The 14,541-nt window shown below is 69.1% G+C and carries 12 protein-coding genes and 1 pseudogene; 4 read left to right on the top strand and 9 right to left on the bottom strand.

Going from position 1 to position 14,541, the window contains the following annotated elements; translation table 11 throughout:
* Nucleotides 1-166 precede the first annotated feature (166 nt).
* Complete coding sequence (gene katG / locus BKK80_RS12675) at nucleotides 167-2,347, bottom strand: catalase/peroxidase HPI (protein ID WP_071069687.1); 2,181 nt, start codon at nucleotides 2,345-2,347, stop codon at nucleotides 167-169.
* A 490-nt stretch (nucleotides 2,348-2,837) separates the two neighbouring features.
* Between katG and BKK80_RS12670 the strand changes: the two genes are divergently transcribed.
* Nucleotides 2,838-3,716 (top strand): PhzF family phenazine biosynthesis protein, encoded by an 879-nt coding sequence (locus tag BKK80_RS12670; protein WP_071013294.1) that lies wholly within the window; start codon nucleotides 2,838-2,840, stop codon nucleotides 3,714-3,716.
* Nucleotides 3,717-3,822: 106 nt separating this feature from the next.
* Here the strand turns inward: BKK80_RS12670 and BKK80_RS12665 are convergent, their stop codons facing one another.
* Entirely contained in the window at nucleotides 3,823-5,166 is a 1,344-nt protein-coding gene (locus tag BKK80_RS12665) for a sulfatase family protein (RefSeq protein WP_071069685.1), read from the bottom strand.
* A 62-nt stretch (nucleotides 5,167-5,228) separates the two neighbouring features.
* On the bottom strand, nucleotides 5,229-6,335 hold the full coding sequence (locus BKK80_RS12660) for an ABC transporter substrate-binding protein (protein ID WP_157903216.1): 1,107 nt from the start codon (nucleotides 6,333-6,335) through the stop codon (nucleotides 5,229-5,231).
* Nucleotides 6,336-6,534: 199 nt separating this feature from the next.
* Here BKK80_RS12660 and BKK80_RS37425 point away from each other — a divergent pair, with 199 nt between their 5' ends.
* Nucleotides 6,535-6,891 carry a class II aldolase/adducin head domain-containing protein gene (locus BKK80_RS37425; RefSeq protein ID WP_231907918.1) on the top strand — a complete coding sequence of 119 codons (357 nt, stop codon included), beginning with the start codon at nucleotides 6,535-6,537 and terminating at the stop codon, nucleotides 6,889-6,891.
* A gap of 25 nt (nucleotides 6,892-6,916) precedes the next feature.
* Here the strand turns inward: BKK80_RS37425 and BKK80_RS12650 are convergent, their stop codons facing one another.
* Nucleotides 6,917-7,804: an AraC family transcriptional regulator gene (locus BKK80_RS12650; protein WP_071013286.1), complete on the bottom strand. Its 888-nt coding sequence runs from the start codon at nucleotides 7,802-7,804 to the stop codon at nucleotides 6,917-6,919.
* Nucleotides 7,805-8,069: 265 nt separating this feature from the next.
* On the opposite strand from BKK80_RS12650, the gene BKK80_RS12645 reads away from it, so the two are divergent.
* Nucleotides 8,070-8,993, top strand: a complete 924-nt coding sequence (locus BKK80_RS12645) for a hypothetical protein (protein WP_071069684.1) — start codon at nucleotides 8,070-8,072, stop codon at nucleotides 8,991-8,993.
* A gap of 140 nt (nucleotides 8,994-9,133) precedes the next feature.
* On the opposite strand, the gene BKK80_RS12640 is transcribed toward BKK80_RS12645, so the two are convergent.
* Both BKK80_RS12640 and BKK80_RS12635 read right to left on the bottom strand, forming a co-directional pair.
* Nucleotides 9,134-10,387 (bottom strand): lipoprotein-releasing ABC transporter permease subunit, encoded by a 1,254-nt coding sequence (locus BKK80_RS12640; RefSeq protein WP_071013281.1) that lies wholly within the window; start codon nucleotides 10,385-10,387, stop codon nucleotides 9,134-9,136.
* A gap of 196 nt (nucleotides 10,388-10,583) precedes the next feature.
* The gene (locus BKK80_RS12635) at nucleotides 10,584-11,051 is read right to left on the bottom strand and encodes a MerR family transcriptional regulator (protein WP_071038292.1); all 468 of its coding nucleotides are present in this window, start codon (nucleotides 11,049-11,051) and stop codon (nucleotides 10,584-10,586) included.
* A gap of 76 nt (nucleotides 11,052-11,127) precedes the next feature.
* Here BKK80_RS12635 and BKK80_RS12630 point away from each other — a divergent pair, with 76 nt between their 5' ends.
* The gene (locus tag BKK80_RS12630; RefSeq protein ID WP_071013276.1) at nucleotides 11,128-12,357 is read left to right on the top strand and encodes an NADH:flavin oxidoreductase/NADH oxidase family protein; all 1,230 of its coding nucleotides are present in this window, start codon (nucleotides 11,128-11,130) and stop codon (nucleotides 12,355-12,357) included.
* Nucleotides 12,358-12,461: 104 nt separating this feature from the next.
* On the opposite strand, the gene BKK80_RS12625 is transcribed toward BKK80_RS12630, so the two are convergent.
* The 3 genes and pseudogenes from BKK80_RS12625 to BKK80_RS37420 form a co-directional block, all read right to left on the bottom strand.
* Complete coding sequence (locus BKK80_RS12625) at nucleotides 12,462-13,292, bottom strand: alpha/beta fold hydrolase (protein WP_071013274.1); 831 nt, start codon at nucleotides 13,290-13,292, stop codon at nucleotides 12,462-12,464.
* A gap of 304 nt (nucleotides 13,293-13,596) precedes the next feature.
* Nucleotides 13,597-14,121, bottom strand: a complete 525-nt coding sequence (locus BKK80_RS12620) for a helix-turn-helix transcriptional regulator (protein WP_071013271.1) — start codon at nucleotides 14,119-14,121, stop codon at nucleotides 13,597-13,599.
* A gap of 106 nt (nucleotides 14,122-14,227) precedes the next feature.
* A pseudogene (locus BKK80_RS37420) lies at nucleotides 14,228-14,467 on the bottom strand (hypothetical protein); the annotation flags it as partial.
* Between the last annotated feature and the right edge of the window lie 74 nt (nucleotides 14,468-14,541).

The raw sequence follows: 14,541 nt of genomic DNA, 5'->3' as shown, positions 1-14,541 counted from the left end.
CTCACCTCCTCACCTCCTCACCGCATGATCGCCTTGTCGATATGCCGGCGGCAAATGACGATGGCCGATCTCGCGATCGGCCATCGTTCGGGAGCGGGCGGCGCGCCGCATCGGACGGCCGCCGCCGGCCATGCCGGGTCCGGCAGGCTCAGGCGGCGCCGGCGCTTCAGGCCAGGTCGAAGCGGTCGAGGTTCATCACCTTGCTCCAGGCCGCGACGAAGTCATGCACGAACTTCTCCTCGGCATCGGCGCTGCCATAGAACTCGGCCAGCGCGCGCAGCTGCGCGTTCGAGCCGAACACCAGGTCGACGCGCGTGCCGGTCCACCTGATCTGGCCGGAGGTGCGGTCGCGCCCTTCGAACACGTCCTTGGCGTCGGACACCGGCTTCCATTCCGTGCGCATGTCGAGCAGGTTGACGAAGAAGTCGTTGCTCAGCGCGCCCGGCCGTTGCGTGAAGACACCGTGGCGGGTCTGCCCCACATTGGCTTCGAGCACGCGCAGGCCGCCCAGCAGGACCGTCATCTCCGGCGCCGTCAGCGTCAGCAGCTGGGCCTTGTCGATCAGCAGTTTTTCCGCCGGGATGGTGTACCTGCCCTTCAGGTAGTTACGGAAGCCGTCCGCGATGGGCTCGAGCACCGCCATCGAGGCGACGTCGGTCTGCTCCTGCGTAGCGTCCGTGCGGCCCGCTGCGAACGGCACCGTCACCACGTGGCCGGCATTCTTCGCGGCCTGCTCGACAGCGGCGGCGCCGGCCAGCACGATCAGGTCGGCCAGCGATACCTTCTTGCCGTCGCGCTGCGCGCCGTTGAACTCGGCCCGGATGGCCTCCAGCGTCTCCAGCACGTTGGCGAGCTGCTCCGGCTGGTTGGCCTCCCAGTCCTTCTGCGGCGCCAGGCGGATGCGCGCACCGTTGGCGCCGCCGCGCTTGTCCGAGCCGCGGAAGGTCGAGGCCGAGGCCCAGGCGGTCGATACCAGCTGCGGCACCGACAGTCCCGAGGCCAGTACCTTGGCCTTGAGCGTGGCGATGTCCTGGGCGTCGATCAGCTTGTGGTCGACGGCCGGCACCGGATCCTGCCACAGCAGCTCTTCCGCCGGCACTTCCGGGCCGAGATAGCGTGCACGCGGGCCCATATCGCGGTGGGTCAGCTTGAACCAGGCGCGTGCGAAGGCATCGGCGAACTGCTCGGGGTTCTCGTAGAAACGCCGCGAGATCTTCTCGTAGGCCGGGTCGAAGCGCAGCGACAGGTCGGTGGTCAGCATGGTCGGCCCACGGCGCTTGGCGGGATCCTGCGGGTCGGGCACGGTGCCGGCGCCGGCATCGCCCTTGGGTTTCCACTGGTGCGCGCCGGCAGGGCTCTTGGTCAGTTCCCACTCGTACTCGAACAGGTGCTTGAAGAAGTCGTGGTTCCACTGCGTCGGCGTGGTGGTCCAGGTGACTTCGAGCCCGCTGGTGATGGCGTCGCGGCCCTTGCCGGTGCCGAAGCTGCTCTTCCAGCCCAGGCCCTGTTCTTCGAGGCCGGCCGCTTCCGGCTCGGGGCCCACGTGGGATGCCGGGCCGGCGCCGTGGGTCTTGCCGAAGGTATGGCCGCCGGCGATCAGTGCCACGGTTTCTTCATCGTCCATGGCCATGCGCGCGAAGGTCTCGCGGATGTCGCGCGCGGCGGCGACCGGGTCGGGGTTGCCGTTCGGGCCTTCCGGGTTGACGTAGATCAGGCCCATCTGCACCGCTGCCAGCGGGTTTTCCAGCTCGCGATCGCCGCTGTAGCGCTTGTCGTCGAGCCACTTGGTCTCGGCGCCCCAGTAGACGTCTTCGTCCGCCTCCCAGGCGTCGACGCGGCCGCCGGCGAAACCGAAGGTCTTGAAGCCCATCGATTCGAGCGCGACGTTGCCGGTCAGGATGATCAGGTCGGCCCAGGAGATCTTGTTGCCGTACTTCTGCTTGATCGGCCAGATCAGGCGGCGCGCCTTGTCCAGGCTGACGTTGTCGGGCCAGCTGTTGAGCGGCGCGAAGCGCTGCTGGCCGGAGCCGGCGCCACCGCGGCCGTCGGCGGTGCGGTAGGTGCCGGCGCTATGCCATGCCATGCGGATGAAGAGTCCGCCGTAGTGACCGAAATCGGCGGGCCACCAGTCCTGCGAATCGGTCATCAGCGCGCGCAGGTCTTCCTTGACCGCGGCCAGGTCCAGGCTCTTGAAGGCCTCGGCGTAGTGGAACGCCTCGCCCTGCGGATTGGACATGGCGGGATGCTGGTGCAGGATCTTCAGGTTCAGTTGGTCAGGCCACCAATCCTGGTTCGACGTGCCGCCGCCGGCGGTATGGTGGAACGGACATTTTGCTTCAGTCGTCATGGACAGGTTCCTTGGATCGTTAGCACTTCACCGCTCGGTTTCGGTGAGGGGTGTGGGGGCCGAGCATTGCCCGCAAATGGTAGGGCCTCTCATCGCAGCACGGAAATTGGATTATTTGATGACCGTGTAAGGCATTGACTATAGTCATCGAATTGCCGCGGTGCGGGAACCATACCTTGCAGCGGCCGACCCATACCTTCGGACTAGCCGCTGGCGCTGCATCACGGCAACTTGCGGTAGATCAGGAACGCGTGGTGGTTGGCCAGCGCATTCCGGTTCGGACATCCGTTTGAACTCCTTGGCAGTGACAGCTACCGTGGTCCGCGCTCGTGTGCGGCGACGAGAGGGAAGGCGGCGGCGCTGCGTAGCATTGGGCAAGGCCCCGGCGAGGACAAGGCGCGCCGCGACGGCTCTGGTACATTGCTTGTCCCAGGCGCAAGGCCGCTGCCCGTCACAGGGGGTGTGGGGCCGCGCCAGCAGGAAGCCTCCCATGCCCATTCCAGTCCATCTCGTCCATTCGCTCATCGACGGCGCCGCCGGCGGCAATCCAGCCGGCGTCGTGATCGCCGCCGATACCCTCGGCACCGCGCAGAAGCTCGCCATCGCCGCACGCGTCGGCCTGTCCGAGACGGCCTTCGTTTCGCGCTCGGCGTGCGCCACCGTCAAGCTGGAGTTCTTTACGCCGACGCGCCAGATCGCTCACTGCGGCCATGCCACCATCGCCGCGTTCTCGCTGCTGCGCGACCTCGGCCGGATCGGCAGCGGGCCCGCCACAAAGGAGACCATCGACGGCACGCGCCGCATCCAGGTCGACACCGGCAGGGTGTTGATGGAGCAGCGTGCTCCGGTCTATACCGAGGTGGCGCCGGAATCCGCGCTGGGCCGGCGGGTGGCAGCGTCGCTGGGGCTGGCCGCCGGCCAGCCCGGCGCCACGCTGGCGCCGGTGGTCGTCGATACCGGCAATGCCTTCCTGATGGTGGCGCTGCCCGACGCCGCAACGGTGGCGTCGGTCCAGCCGGTGCTGCCCCTGGTTGCCGCCGTCAGCGAGGAACTCGGCCTGGTGGGCTACTACCTGTTCTCGCGCGAGACGCGCCAGGCGGGGCGCCACGCGGGCACGCGCATGTTCGCGCCGCGCTACGGCATCGACGAGGAGTCGGCCACGGGCACGGCCGCGGGGCCGCTGGCCTGCCTGTTGCATGATCGCCTGGGCGTGGCGCAGACGGCGATCCGCATCGAGCAGGGCTGGCTGATGCGGCCGCCGTCGCCGAGCGTGATCGAGGTGGAACTGGAGACGCAAGACGGACGCATCGCCGGCCTGATGGCAGGCGGCGCGGCGCGGCTGGACCGGGTCATCGAAGTCCAAGCCTAGTCCGATCGACCCGGGTGCGTCGCGGCGGCTACGGCCGGCTCGACGGGGTTCGCATCGCGCCGGTTCGCTCCCCTCTCCGTGAGGGAAGAGGGAAAACACCTGTTGGCTAGTTCGATCGGCCTGGGTGCACCCGGCTGGCGCGCTCCGGCACATAGCGGTCAGCCTGGATATCAGGCGTGAGCCCGTGGGTGAAGACCGCGTCGGTGATCGGCAGGAAGCCGGCGTTCCAGTCTTCCCATTGGCGTTGCAGCCGCGCGAACACTTCAGGATGCTTGTCGCGCAGATTGGCGCGCTCGCGCTCGTCCGCGGCGACATCGAACAGGAAGGCGTTGTCGTTGATCTTCAGGTACTTCCAGTCGCCGTCGCGCACGGCGCGCTGGGCCTGGGCCTTGTAGCGCCAGTAGAGCGTGCGCGCATGCACGGGGGCGCGTCCTTCCAGCACCGGCAGGATGTTCTCGCCATCGCTGGGCCAGTCCGGATGGGGCGCGCTGCCGGCGGCGGCCAGCAGGGTGGGCAGCCAGTCCATGCTGATGGTGACCTGCTCCTGTACCTGGGGCTGCAGCCGCGCCGGCCAGCGCAACAGCGTCGGCACGCGCAGGCCGCCTTCGAGCAGCTCGGTCTTCTGGCCGGTGAAGGGCCAGGTCTTGGAGAAGCGTTCGCCGCCGTTGTCGCTGGTGAAGACCACGAGGGTATCGCGCGCCTGGCCGGTGGTGTCGAGCGCGCCGAGCACCTGCCCGACGGCCGCGTCGAGCGACTGCACGATCTCGCCGTACTTCTTCAGGTTGCCGCCGTCGTAGTGGAACAGATCGCGCAGTTCGCGTGAGACCGCTTCGTCCTGCGGGCCCTCCCAGGGCCAGTGCGGCGCGGTGAAATGCAGCGACAGGAAGAAGGGGCGGGCATGGTCGATGCGGCCGCGCACATAGGCCTCGGCCTCGTCGGCCAGGATCTGCGTGTAGTAGCCGCTGCGCTCGACCGGCACCTCGCCTTCCCACAAGTCGCGCGGTACATCGGCGCCGACCCCCGGCTTGTGCGTGAAATAGTCCACCACGCCGCCCAGGTTGCCGAAAAAGCGGTCATAACCGCTCCGCAGCGGGCCGTGGGCGGGGGGATGGCCGAGATGCCACTTGCCGATCAGCGCGGTGTCGTAGCCGGCTGCCTTGAGCAGCGAGGGCAAGGTCGGGTGTTCCGGTGGCAGGCCGAGCCCGTCGCGCGGTCGGGCGATCGGTTCCTCCAGCCCCCCGCGCAGGCGGTACTGGTAGCGGCCGGTGATCAGCGCGAAGCGGGTCGCCGAGCAGACCGCCGAATTGGCGTAAGCCTGCGTGAAGCGCACGCCTTGCGCGGCGAGGCGATCGAGATGAGGGGTGGCGAAGCCGGTCTGGCCATAGACGCCGAGGTCGGCCCAGCCCAGGTCGTCGGCCAGGATGAAGAGGATGTTCGGGCGTGTGGGCATGGCCTGTGTCTCGCGTGGTCCTTCGTGTGGTCCGTGTTGCACGATGGTCTTTTGCCGCGCGCTCACTTGCCCGCGGCGTGGGCGCTGGCGGCGCTGGTCGCGGTCCAGAATCCTTGCAGCTTCAGCGTCCTGAGCGCCTCGTCGAGGAAGCGCGGATCCGCCCAGCCCTTGGGATCGAAGCCCTGGCGCACGATGCCGGCCGCCTTGGCGCCTTCGATCACGTCGCCGAAGTGGGCGATATAGCCCGCGTCGAGCAGGGGCGAGTAGCGTGCCTTGATGTCGGTGCCCTCGAACTCGCTGGAGAAGAGCTGCACCGGCAGCCCGCTGATGTCATGGAAGCGCTGGAACAGCGTCTCGCGTGGAATGGCGCCGCTCGCCGCCGCGTGCGCCTGCTGCACCAGCACCTTGACGATACGCGTCAGCGCCTCGGGATGCCTGCCGGCGAAGTCCTCGGTGGCGATCACGGTGGAGTGGATCGCGTACAGGTCGCCGCGGCCCTTGGTGCTGACCGGGATGTCGGCGCTGCCGGCGAGCTTGAGCAATTGCAGGTCGGCGCCGCCGAAGGTGGCGTCGATGTCCTTGTTGACGACGGCGGCCTTGGAGGTGGGCCAGTCCAGGTTGGTGAAGCGCACGTCCTTTTGCGACAGGCCTTCCGCCTTCAGCAAGCGGTCGAACGGCAGCTGGTAGGCCGTGCCGCGCAGCACGGCCACGCGCTTGCCCTTGAGATCCTTGAAGCTGCGGATGTTCGAGCCGGGCGCGGTGGCGAGGTAGCTGTTGGCGCCGCGGCCCGCGCTGGCCACCAGGCGTGTCCTGAGGCCGCTGGCGCGGCCGATCACCGCTGCCAGGTCGCCCAGGAAGACCACGTCGAGCTGGCCGGTGGCGAGGCCCTCGTTGATGGCGGGCCCGGCACCCTTGAAGAATTTCCACTCCACCTGCACGCCATCCTTGGCGAACTCGGCTTCGATCGCCTTGCTGGCATAGGCCAGTGAAACCGGCCCGGCGCCGGCGAAGGACTTGCCCTGGCTGCCCTGCTCGGGTGCTGCCAGGTGGATCACCTTGGGCAGGTCGCCGGCGCTCGCGGCGGGCGCCGCGCAAAGGCCGGCAATGGCGGTGGCGAGCGTGATGGCAGCCGCCAGCAGGCGGCGGGGGGCGGTGGGGGCGACGTGCAAGAGGGCTCCTCGGTCGGGCGGCATCACGGAATCGGGCAGGGCTGGCTTGGGCGCTGCCGCAGCGGGCCTATTCTGCGAGGGGCACCGGCAGGCGTCAAAGAACCATGCCGAGGAAGGTTATGCGGTGGGGGCCGCAGGCATGGCCTCATTGCCGGGCACGCACGGCACTGCTCACGGCGCGCTTGCGCCGATCACGTGCATGACGTTGCTGTGGCGCACCAGACCGGAGACTGGTGTGGCCGCGCTGCACCAGCCTGGACTCAGGGTTTCTACGCAATCAGCCGGGCTTGCCCTAGCCGCGCCAATTTCTTGTTTGTCTCCCGCGCCGGCGGTCGCCGAAGCCTTCACGCGCATGTTCTACCTGAATCGGGCCTGCGAGATTCAGCTTGCCACGCTTTCGGCCGGCCAGGAGCTCATCATTCCGTCGCCCGAAGTCTGCGAACACGCGGCCCGGCAGCACGACGACTACGCTTACCTCGACACGGTACACCTCGACCGCGAATGGACGGCGCTGCTGCGCCTATTGGAACGGGACGGGGCAGCCTACCGCTGCTGAGCGCCGGGCGGGCCGGCTTCCTTCGTCAGCCCAGCCCGGCAGCCTCCAGCGCGGCCGCCTGCCTGGTCAGGAACAGTGAGCGAAAGTCGCGCCGAGCGAAGCGGTAGATCCAGAATCCGGCGTCGTCGCCGGCCGCGAGTTGCACCAGCCGGGCCGGTGCGTGCCCCGTCAGCGCGACGAATTCACGCACCATGTGCGGCTGGTCGAAATAGCCGTAGTGCTGCGCCAGGTGGGCGAGGCGGCCGCGCCATCCGGCGCCGGTCAGCAGGTCCGACAGGCTCAGGCCGAAGCGTGCCAGCCGCCTCAGGTCGCGCAGGGTGGTACCGTAGACGCGGTCCATGCGCCGTTCGAACTGGCGCTGCCCGATGCCGAGGCTGCCTGCCAGCTGCGCGGCGGGGGCGAACAGCAGGCGCGGGTCGCCGAGCTCGAGGCGCGCGCGGTGGGCATTGGCGCGCGGACGCAGGTTGTCTACCAGCCATTGCTGGGCATGCTCGATCCAGCGGGCCGGCTGTCCATCCTCATCGATGCGCGCCAGCATGCGCGCCACTTGCGCAGGTGGGAAGGCCGCATCGAGCGGCACTGTCTGCCCGCGTAGTTCGTTGAGACCCGGCCCCAGCGCTTCCGCCAGCATGCCGGGGCGGAACAGGATGGAGATGACACAGGTGTCCGGCGCGCTGCGGGTCGCCGCCGGCCGCAGCCGGGGGCCTGACAAGCCTGCGCGGGGCAGTGGGGCTGGCGCGCTGGCGTCGTGTTCCGGCTGCTGCCAGCCGCTGCCGCGCGCGAAGATCAGGATGGCCGGGCTCAACACCGCGGGCAATTGCGACACGCAGCTCTCGCGCAGCGGCATCAGCAGGATGTGGTGGATCCAGGGCGCGAGCTCCGGTCGCGGCGGGAGGATCAGCGGCGCGATCATGTCGTTCGGGAGGTTGGGCGTTGCCGCATGCGGTGACCGGATGTCGCCCGGGGCAGGGTGGTCGGGAGGCGCGAGGCACGCCTGGCATCAGCCTCGCATGCCCGGCCATCTCCGGATACGAAGAAGGATTCTATGCCATGCGCTGGTCACGAGGCTTCGCGCGCCACGGGAAGCATCCGCGGCTTGAGGGCTGCGGACAAACGCGGCAGAATGCCCGGGCCGCGCCACATGCCGCGGTCTTTCTTTCGACTACGCTTCGCTGCCCATGCCGCATTCCGTCCTCCACAGGCCCCTCCTGGCCGGCGCCTTGCTGGCCCTCGCGGTTGCGCTTCCGGCCCGCGCCGAAGGCACCGCCCGTTCCATCGACCAGGCGCGCGGCGTCCTCAAGACGCCCGAGGCCCGCGCGGTCTACGACCGCGAGATCCGTGGCGCGGCGCAGCCCGATGGCCTGGGCGTCCGTTTGCCGGAAGGCTTCACCGCCAAGGGCCTGCTGGCGGCGCTGGTGCCGGGCGGCGACCCCGCCGCGCTGGTGCTGGCCGGGGCCAGGCCCTGGCCGGCGCGCCCGGACAGCTATGTGGCGATCGTCTGCGTGGCGCGGTCTGCCGCGGCCGCGGCCAATGAGCGGAAGTACTGGCCCGATCAATGCCGGACCGAGCAGGCGCAGGCGTGGTTCGGTGTGTTCGAGCGCGGGGCCGGCGGCCAGCCGCGCCTGCTGGCGCGCACGCGCGGGCCGGTCGAGGCGCCCACGTCCTGGGCCGGCAGCAATCTCGATTCACCCCAGGCCCTCGAGGGTGGCGACACGCAGGCGGGCATGCCGGAGAGCTGGCTGCGCTTCGATCTCGCGCCATACCGCATCCGCGACGACGAACTGGCCTTCGGGGTGCGCGCCGGCTGGAGCGAAGGGTATGCCGGCGGTGGCGCCTCCTTCGAGGCGCTCTACCTGTTCCGCGTGGACGGCGAGGCGCTGCGCGTCGTGTTCACGGCGCCGATGATGTACTACAAGATGATCGCCGGCGACTGGAACAAGGACGGCACGCGCAACCACGATATGTACGAAGGCAGCAACCTGTTGAACGTGCAGGGCGCGGCCACGGCCGGCTTTCACGACCTGCAGTTGCGCGAGCGCGGCGGCAAGTGGCGCAGGACGTATCGCTGGTCGGAGGCGAGCAGGAACTACGTCGCCCGCTAGTCCATTGCGCCGGAGAAAGCGCCCCCGAGCGGCGGTGCGTCCGGGTCGACGGCCCCTGCAGGCGCTGTCGATCGGGGCTGCCTTTCGGATGACGCAGTGGATCCGCTGCAGGCGCCGCGCCCCGCGGCCTCAGCCCGGCCTCATTCGTAGCGCAGCGCTTCCGCCGGATTGACGCGGGCGGCACGCCAGCTCGGATAGAGGGTGGCCAGCGTGGACAGGCCGAAGGAGGTGAGGCCGATGGTGGCGATGTCGTGCAGGCTCGGGTCCGAGGGCAGCTCGCTGATGAAGTAGATGTCGCGCGGCAGGAAGTGGACGTGCAGCAGGCGTTCGATGAAGGGCACGATCACGTCGATGTTGAAGGCGATCAGTGCGCCGCCGGCCACGCCCAGCAGGGTGCCGATGAAGCCGATCAGCACGCCCTGCACGATGAAGATCTTCATGACTGAGCCGGGCTGCGCGCCCATGGTGCGCAGGATGGCGATGTCGGCCTGCTTGTCGGTGACCGTCATCACCAGCGTCGACACCAGGTTGAACGCGGCCACGGCGATGATCAGCGTCAGGATCACGAACATCATGCGCTTCTGCGATTGCACGGCGGCGAACCACTGGCGGTTCTGCTGCGACCAGTCGCGCACGTAGAGCTCGCCGGTGAGTGTGCCGGCGAGCTGGTTGGCCACGTCCGGCGCGCGCTGCATGTCGGCCAGCTTGAGGCGAACGCCGGTGGGGCCCGACAACTGGAACAGCGCCTCGGCGTCCTGCAGGTTGACCAGGGCGATGCTGCTGTCGAACTGGAAATGCCCGGCCGAGAAGATGCCGACCACGGTGAACTGCCGCAGCTGCGGCAGCGCGCCGGCCGCCGAAATGGCGCCGCCGCGCGCGGTCGCCAGCATGATCTTGTCGCCCACCTGCACGCCCAGTGCGCTGGCCAGTTCGTTGCCCAGCGCGATGCTGGATTCGCCGGGCCGCAGATCGTCCAGCGCGCCCGCGCGGAACTGCTTGCCGAGGTCCGACACCTTGGGCTCCTGGGCCGGGTCGACGCCGCGCAGCAGCACGCCGCGCACTTTGTCCTCGCGCGTCAGCATGGCTTGCGCCGCCACATAGGGGGCCGCACCGATCACTTCCTGGCTGCGCATGGCCTCGGCGGCGGTGCGCTGCCAGTCGGGCAGCGCACCGGGCGCCATGATCTCGATATGGGACAGCACCGACAGCATGCGGTCGCGCACCTCCTTCTGGAAGCCGTTCATCACCGACAGCACCACGATCAGCGCGGCCACCCCCAGGGCGATGCCGGACATCGAGATCATCGAGATGAAGGAAATGAAGCCATTGCGGCTGGCGCGCTTGCCGGCGCGGGTGTAGCGCCAGCCGATCTGCCACTCGTAGGGGAAATGCAAGAGGCGTCCTGTGTTGTCGGAAGTCAGGTGGGCGCGGCCGGGCCGCCGGGCGGGACAGGCGTTTCCCGCGCCCGCGGCGCATGCGGCCGCTGCGAGAGGCGTCCGCCGCGGGCAGGCGCGCTTCGCAAGGCGCCTAGTGTACAACGGCGCCTGCTGGCCGGCCGGCTGCCGCCCGGGCGTGGCGCCAGGTGCCTGTTCACGCTTGCCGCCTGCGGCGCCGCATCGGCGCTTCGACGGGCCCCGGGGCGGCATCGGCCGTTTCGATGCGCTCCAGCACCTGGCGGGCGCGAGCCGCGCAGTCTTCGCCTCCGATGTGTTCGCCCGAGCCGTCGATGTCCTCGATCAATGCCAGCAGGCCGCTCCTGCTCTGGGCGAGCTGCCGTTGCAAGGCCTCTATCTCATCGACCTTGCGCCGCAAGGCCTGCAGTATCTCCTCGCGCGGCCACTGGCCCAGGTCGGGCGGCAGCAGGGAGCGGATCTCGTCCAGCGAGAAGCCGGCGCCCTGGGCGCGCAGGATGATCTGCAGCCGCGTCAGGCTTTCCTGCGCGTACTCACGGTAGCCATTGGCGTGGCGCAGCGCCGGCCGGAGCAGGCCGGCGGCCTCGTAGAAGCGGATGCGGGAGGCGGCGATCCCGCTCAGCCTGGCCAGTTCACCGATCTTCATAGTGCGCTCTCCGCTGCTTGACATTAAAGTTGACTTTAATCTTAAGGTTGGGGCTTCGTCAAACCTGGAGGCCACCATGCCGCTGTTCCAACCCCTGGTCCTGCCCAACGGCGCAGTGATTCCGAACCGACTCGCCAAGGCCGCCATGGAAGAAAACATGGCCGACGCCGACCATGCGCCCTCTGAGGCGATGGTGCGCCTGTACGGCGCGTGGGCGCGCGGCATGTCCGGCCTGATCCTGACCGGCAATGTGATGGTGGACCACCGCGCCATGACCGGTCCGAACGGCGTGGTGCTGGAGGACGATGCGCACCTCGACCGCTTCCGGCGCTGGGCGCAGGCGGCGCGTGCCGCGGGTGCCCAGGTCTGGATGCAGATCAATCACCCGGGGCGGCAGATGCCCGCGGCGATGGGGCAGGCCACCCTGGCGCCGTCGGCGGTCGCCATGGACCTGGGGGCCTTTTCCAAGCAGTTCCCGGTGCCGCAGGCCATGCGCGAGCAAGACATCGAGGAGGTGCGCCGGCGCTTCGCGCGCACGGCACAGCTGGCGGAGCAGAGCGGTTTCACCGGCGTGCAGATCCACGCCGCCCACGGCTATCTGCTGAGCCAGTTCCTGTCGCCGCTGAGCAATCGGCGGGAGGACCGCTGGGGCGGCAGCCTCGAGAACCGCGCGCGCCTGTTGCTCGACATCGTGCGCTCGGTGCGCGAGGCGGTGTCGCCAGGATTCGCGGTGGCGGTCAAGTTGAACTCGGCCGACTTCCAGCGCGGCGGCTTCAGTCCGGAAGACGCCCGGAGCGTGGTGGAGATGCTCAATCCGCTGCAGGTGGACCTGGTGGAACTGTCGGGCGGCAGCTATGAGGCGCCAGCCATGCAGGGGCAGGCGCGCGACGGCCGCACGCTCGCGCGCGAGGCCTACTTCCTCTCGTTCGCGCACGACATCGCCGCGGTGGCGCGCATGCCCCTGATGGTGACCGGCGGCATCCGGCGCCGGGCGGTGGCCGAGCAGGTCGTGCAGAGCGGCATCGCCATGGCCGGCATCGCCACCGCGCTGTCGCTCGAGCCGAACCTGCCGCGCGACTGGCAGGCCGGCAAGGACAGCGCGCCGGTGCTGCGCCCGATCACCTGGAACAACAAGGCGCTGGGATCGCTGGCCAATATGGCGATGGTCAAGTTCCAGCTGAAGCGCCTGGGTGCCGGCCGGCGTACCGATGCGCAGGTTTCGCCGCTGCGCGCCCTGGTCGGGCAGCAGTTCGCCACCTATTGGGAGACCCGGCGCTACCGGCGCTGGACGGCCGCACGGGGCTAGTGTCCAGGGCGGCGCCGGGCCCTTGCCGCCAGATTCACGCGCACGGGGCAGCGGAGATCCGGGTCTGGCGATGGGGTATCAAGGCTCAGGGCAATGACCGGGCCTCACTCTGCCGCTTGCACCTTCGGCTTTGCCTGCGCAGGATCAAGTAAGCCCTGGCCCTCGCCGCGCAGGAAGGCCTCGACCACGGTGGCGAAGCAGGGTGGGCACTCCTGCATCGGATAGTGCCCGCAGTTCGGCACCACCAACAGGCGGGCCCGTGGATGCCAGGCCAGGAAGGTGCGCCGCATGGCGGCCTCGTCCAGGCCCGGATCCTTGTCGCCGACGATCACCAGCAGTTCGATATCGAGGCCGCGCACATCGTCGACGAAATCCGTATGCACCAGCATGTCGAGATAGCCGGCGCGGCAGGCTGCCGAGACCGCGCTGCGGTTCTGCTGCAGCTTGACGTCGGCCCACCGCGCGGACAGCCCCCCGCTGACGTAGCGGAACAGCCGGCGCAGCGCATCGTCGTTCTCGGCGGTGCTGGCAAAGAATGCCTTGGCGTCTGCGTCGAGCCGGTTGCCGGCGGCGGAGACCGGGCATACCGCCACCGCGCGCTGGATTCGTGCCGGGGCGTCGGCGGCGATGCGCTGCACCGCCATGCCGGTCATCGAATGGCCGATCAGGTGGAAACGCGGCCAGCCCAGCCGGTCGGCCAACGCGAGGCAGTCGGCGGCAATCTCCTCCACCGAGCAGGCACCGGTCAGTGCGATCGATTCGCCGTAGCCGCGCAGGTCGGCGAAGACATAGGTGAACGCGCTGCCGTCGAGATAGGGCAGCACGGCATCGTAGTTGCGGTGGTCGCCGAGCCAGTCGTGCAGGACCAGGACCCGCTCCGGGCCGTTGCCATGCCGGACGTAGCCCAGGCGGGCGGGGATTGGGGCTTGCTTCATTTCAAGATTTCCTTTCGGGTGGGGGAACCAGGTGGGGGGAACCAAAAGGAAACGCCCTCCCGGCGGACCGGGAGGGCGTCTTGAAAGCCAGGGCATCGTATCAGGCGGCGGCACGGAAGTCCATGGCGGGACGCGGCGAATCTGGCGGACGTCGTCGGAAGCAAGCCGCGGGGTGGTCAATTGCTCAATTGCTCAATTGGCCAGGCGGCCAGGCGGCCAGGCGGCCAGGCGGCCAAGGGGGCACCGGCGAGCCGGCACCCGCGCCGCCACCCCGTTGCCCCTTGCCTGCCGCCGGCTGCGGGCTTTATCCGAGCAGCGCCTTGACCTCCTTGCCTATCCTGGGAACGAGCTGGCCGGCCTGGCGAGCCAGGTTGACCTGCATGGTCACGACGGCAAGTTCGCCCAGGGGTTCCGGCAGCGGGTAGCCTCCCTTGGCGCGGAACCAGGCCAGTACCTCGGCCAGGTGCCAGATGGCGGCAGAGCCTTCATGCACCGGGGAAGGAAAGCTGGTGGCATGGCTGAGCATCAGCTTGCGCACGTTCTGGCGGCTGACTCCGACCACGTCGGCCACGTCGGTCAGCCCGACGAAATCCGGTGCGGCCTCGACCAGCCGGGCGGAGGGCATCGCTTGCCGCGCATCGGACAACGCGCCGAGCAGCGCGGCCTCGGCCGACTCGGCCTCGCGGGTGAACTCCAGCGCGATGCGGCCCGGCTGGCCGATGCCGACGAGGGCATCGTCGCAGCCGGCGGCACCCAGGCGTTCGGCGAGCGCATCCGGCTCCCAGTCCTGCATGGGCAGGCGGTATTTCAAGGTGAATGTGTATTCCATGGTGCCCCTGGTCCTTCCCGTTCTTACGGTCCTTCCTGCCCATCTGGCCCATCTGGTTCATCTGATCCTTCTGGCTCGACTGGCCCTTCCGGCATTGCATCGCCTCGCGGTGCCACACGCAGTGATCCACCACGCGCATCAAGGCGCGCGCGTGATTGCCAGGATTACGCGGCGTGCTCCAGACGCAGGCGATACAGAATTCACCGCAGCGGCATTCCTGATCGTCGTATGGGCAGAAGATCTTGCCCCAGGCATGCCCGCCGCCCGGCACCACGCGCCAGCCGTTGGCTTCCGCATGGCGCAATGCGGCTTCGACTTCCTTCTTGGGATGGGCGGCACGACGCATCGGGTCCTCAGCATAGTTGTCTCATTGGCGGTTGTCAACTGACAACCTTTGCGGGGCGCCGGATAGCTGTGCCG

This window comes from Cupriavidus malaysiensis, from assembly GCF_001854325.1.
Taxonomy (GTDB): Bacteria; Pseudomonadota; Gammaproteobacteria; order Burkholderiales; family Burkholderiaceae; genus Cupriavidus; species Cupriavidus malaysiensis.
Note: the sequence above shows the minus strand (reverse complement) of the source record. Positions and strands in the feature narration are given on the sequence as shown.

Excerpts from the sequence above, each read along its gene's own strand:
- katG (WP_071069687.1), bottom strand. The coding sequence starts at position 2,347 with ATGACGACTGAAGCAAAATGTCCGTTCCACCATACCGCCGGCGGCGGC.
- BKK80_RS12670 (WP_071013294.1), top strand. The coding sequence starts at position 2,838 with ATGCCCATTCCAGTCCATCTCGTCCATTCGCTCATCGACGGCGCCGCC.
- BKK80_RS12665 (WP_071069685.1), bottom strand. The coding sequence starts at position 5,166 with ATGCCCACACGCCCGAACATCCTCTTCATCCTGGCCGACGACCTGGGC.
- BKK80_RS37425 (WP_231907918.1), top strand. The coding sequence starts at position 6,535 with ATGACGTTGCTGTGGCGCACCAGACCGGAGACTGGTGTGGCCGCGCTG.
- BKK80_RS12650 (WP_071013286.1), bottom strand. The coding sequence starts at position 7,804 with ATGATCGCGCCGCTGATCCTCCCGCCGCGACCGGAGCTCGCGCCCTGG.
- BKK80_RS12645 (WP_071069684.1), top strand. The coding sequence starts at position 8,070 with ATGCCGCATTCCGTCCTCCACAGGCCCCTCCTGGCCGGCGCCTTGCTG.
- BKK80_RS12635 (WP_071038292.1), bottom strand. The coding sequence starts at position 11,051 with ATGAAGATCGGTGAACTGGCCAGGCTGAGCGGGATCGCCGCCTCCCGC.
- BKK80_RS12630 (WP_071013276.1), top strand. The coding sequence starts at position 11,128 with ATGCCGCTGTTCCAACCCCTGGTCCTGCCCAACGGCGCAGTGATTCCG.
- BKK80_RS12625 (WP_071013274.1), bottom strand. The coding sequence starts at position 13,292 with ATGAAGCAAGCCCCAATCCCCGCCCGCCTGGGCTACGTCCGGCATGGC.
- BKK80_RS12620 (WP_071013271.1), bottom strand. The coding sequence starts at position 14,121 with ATGGAATACACATTCACCTTGAAATACCGCCTGCCCATGCAGGACTGG.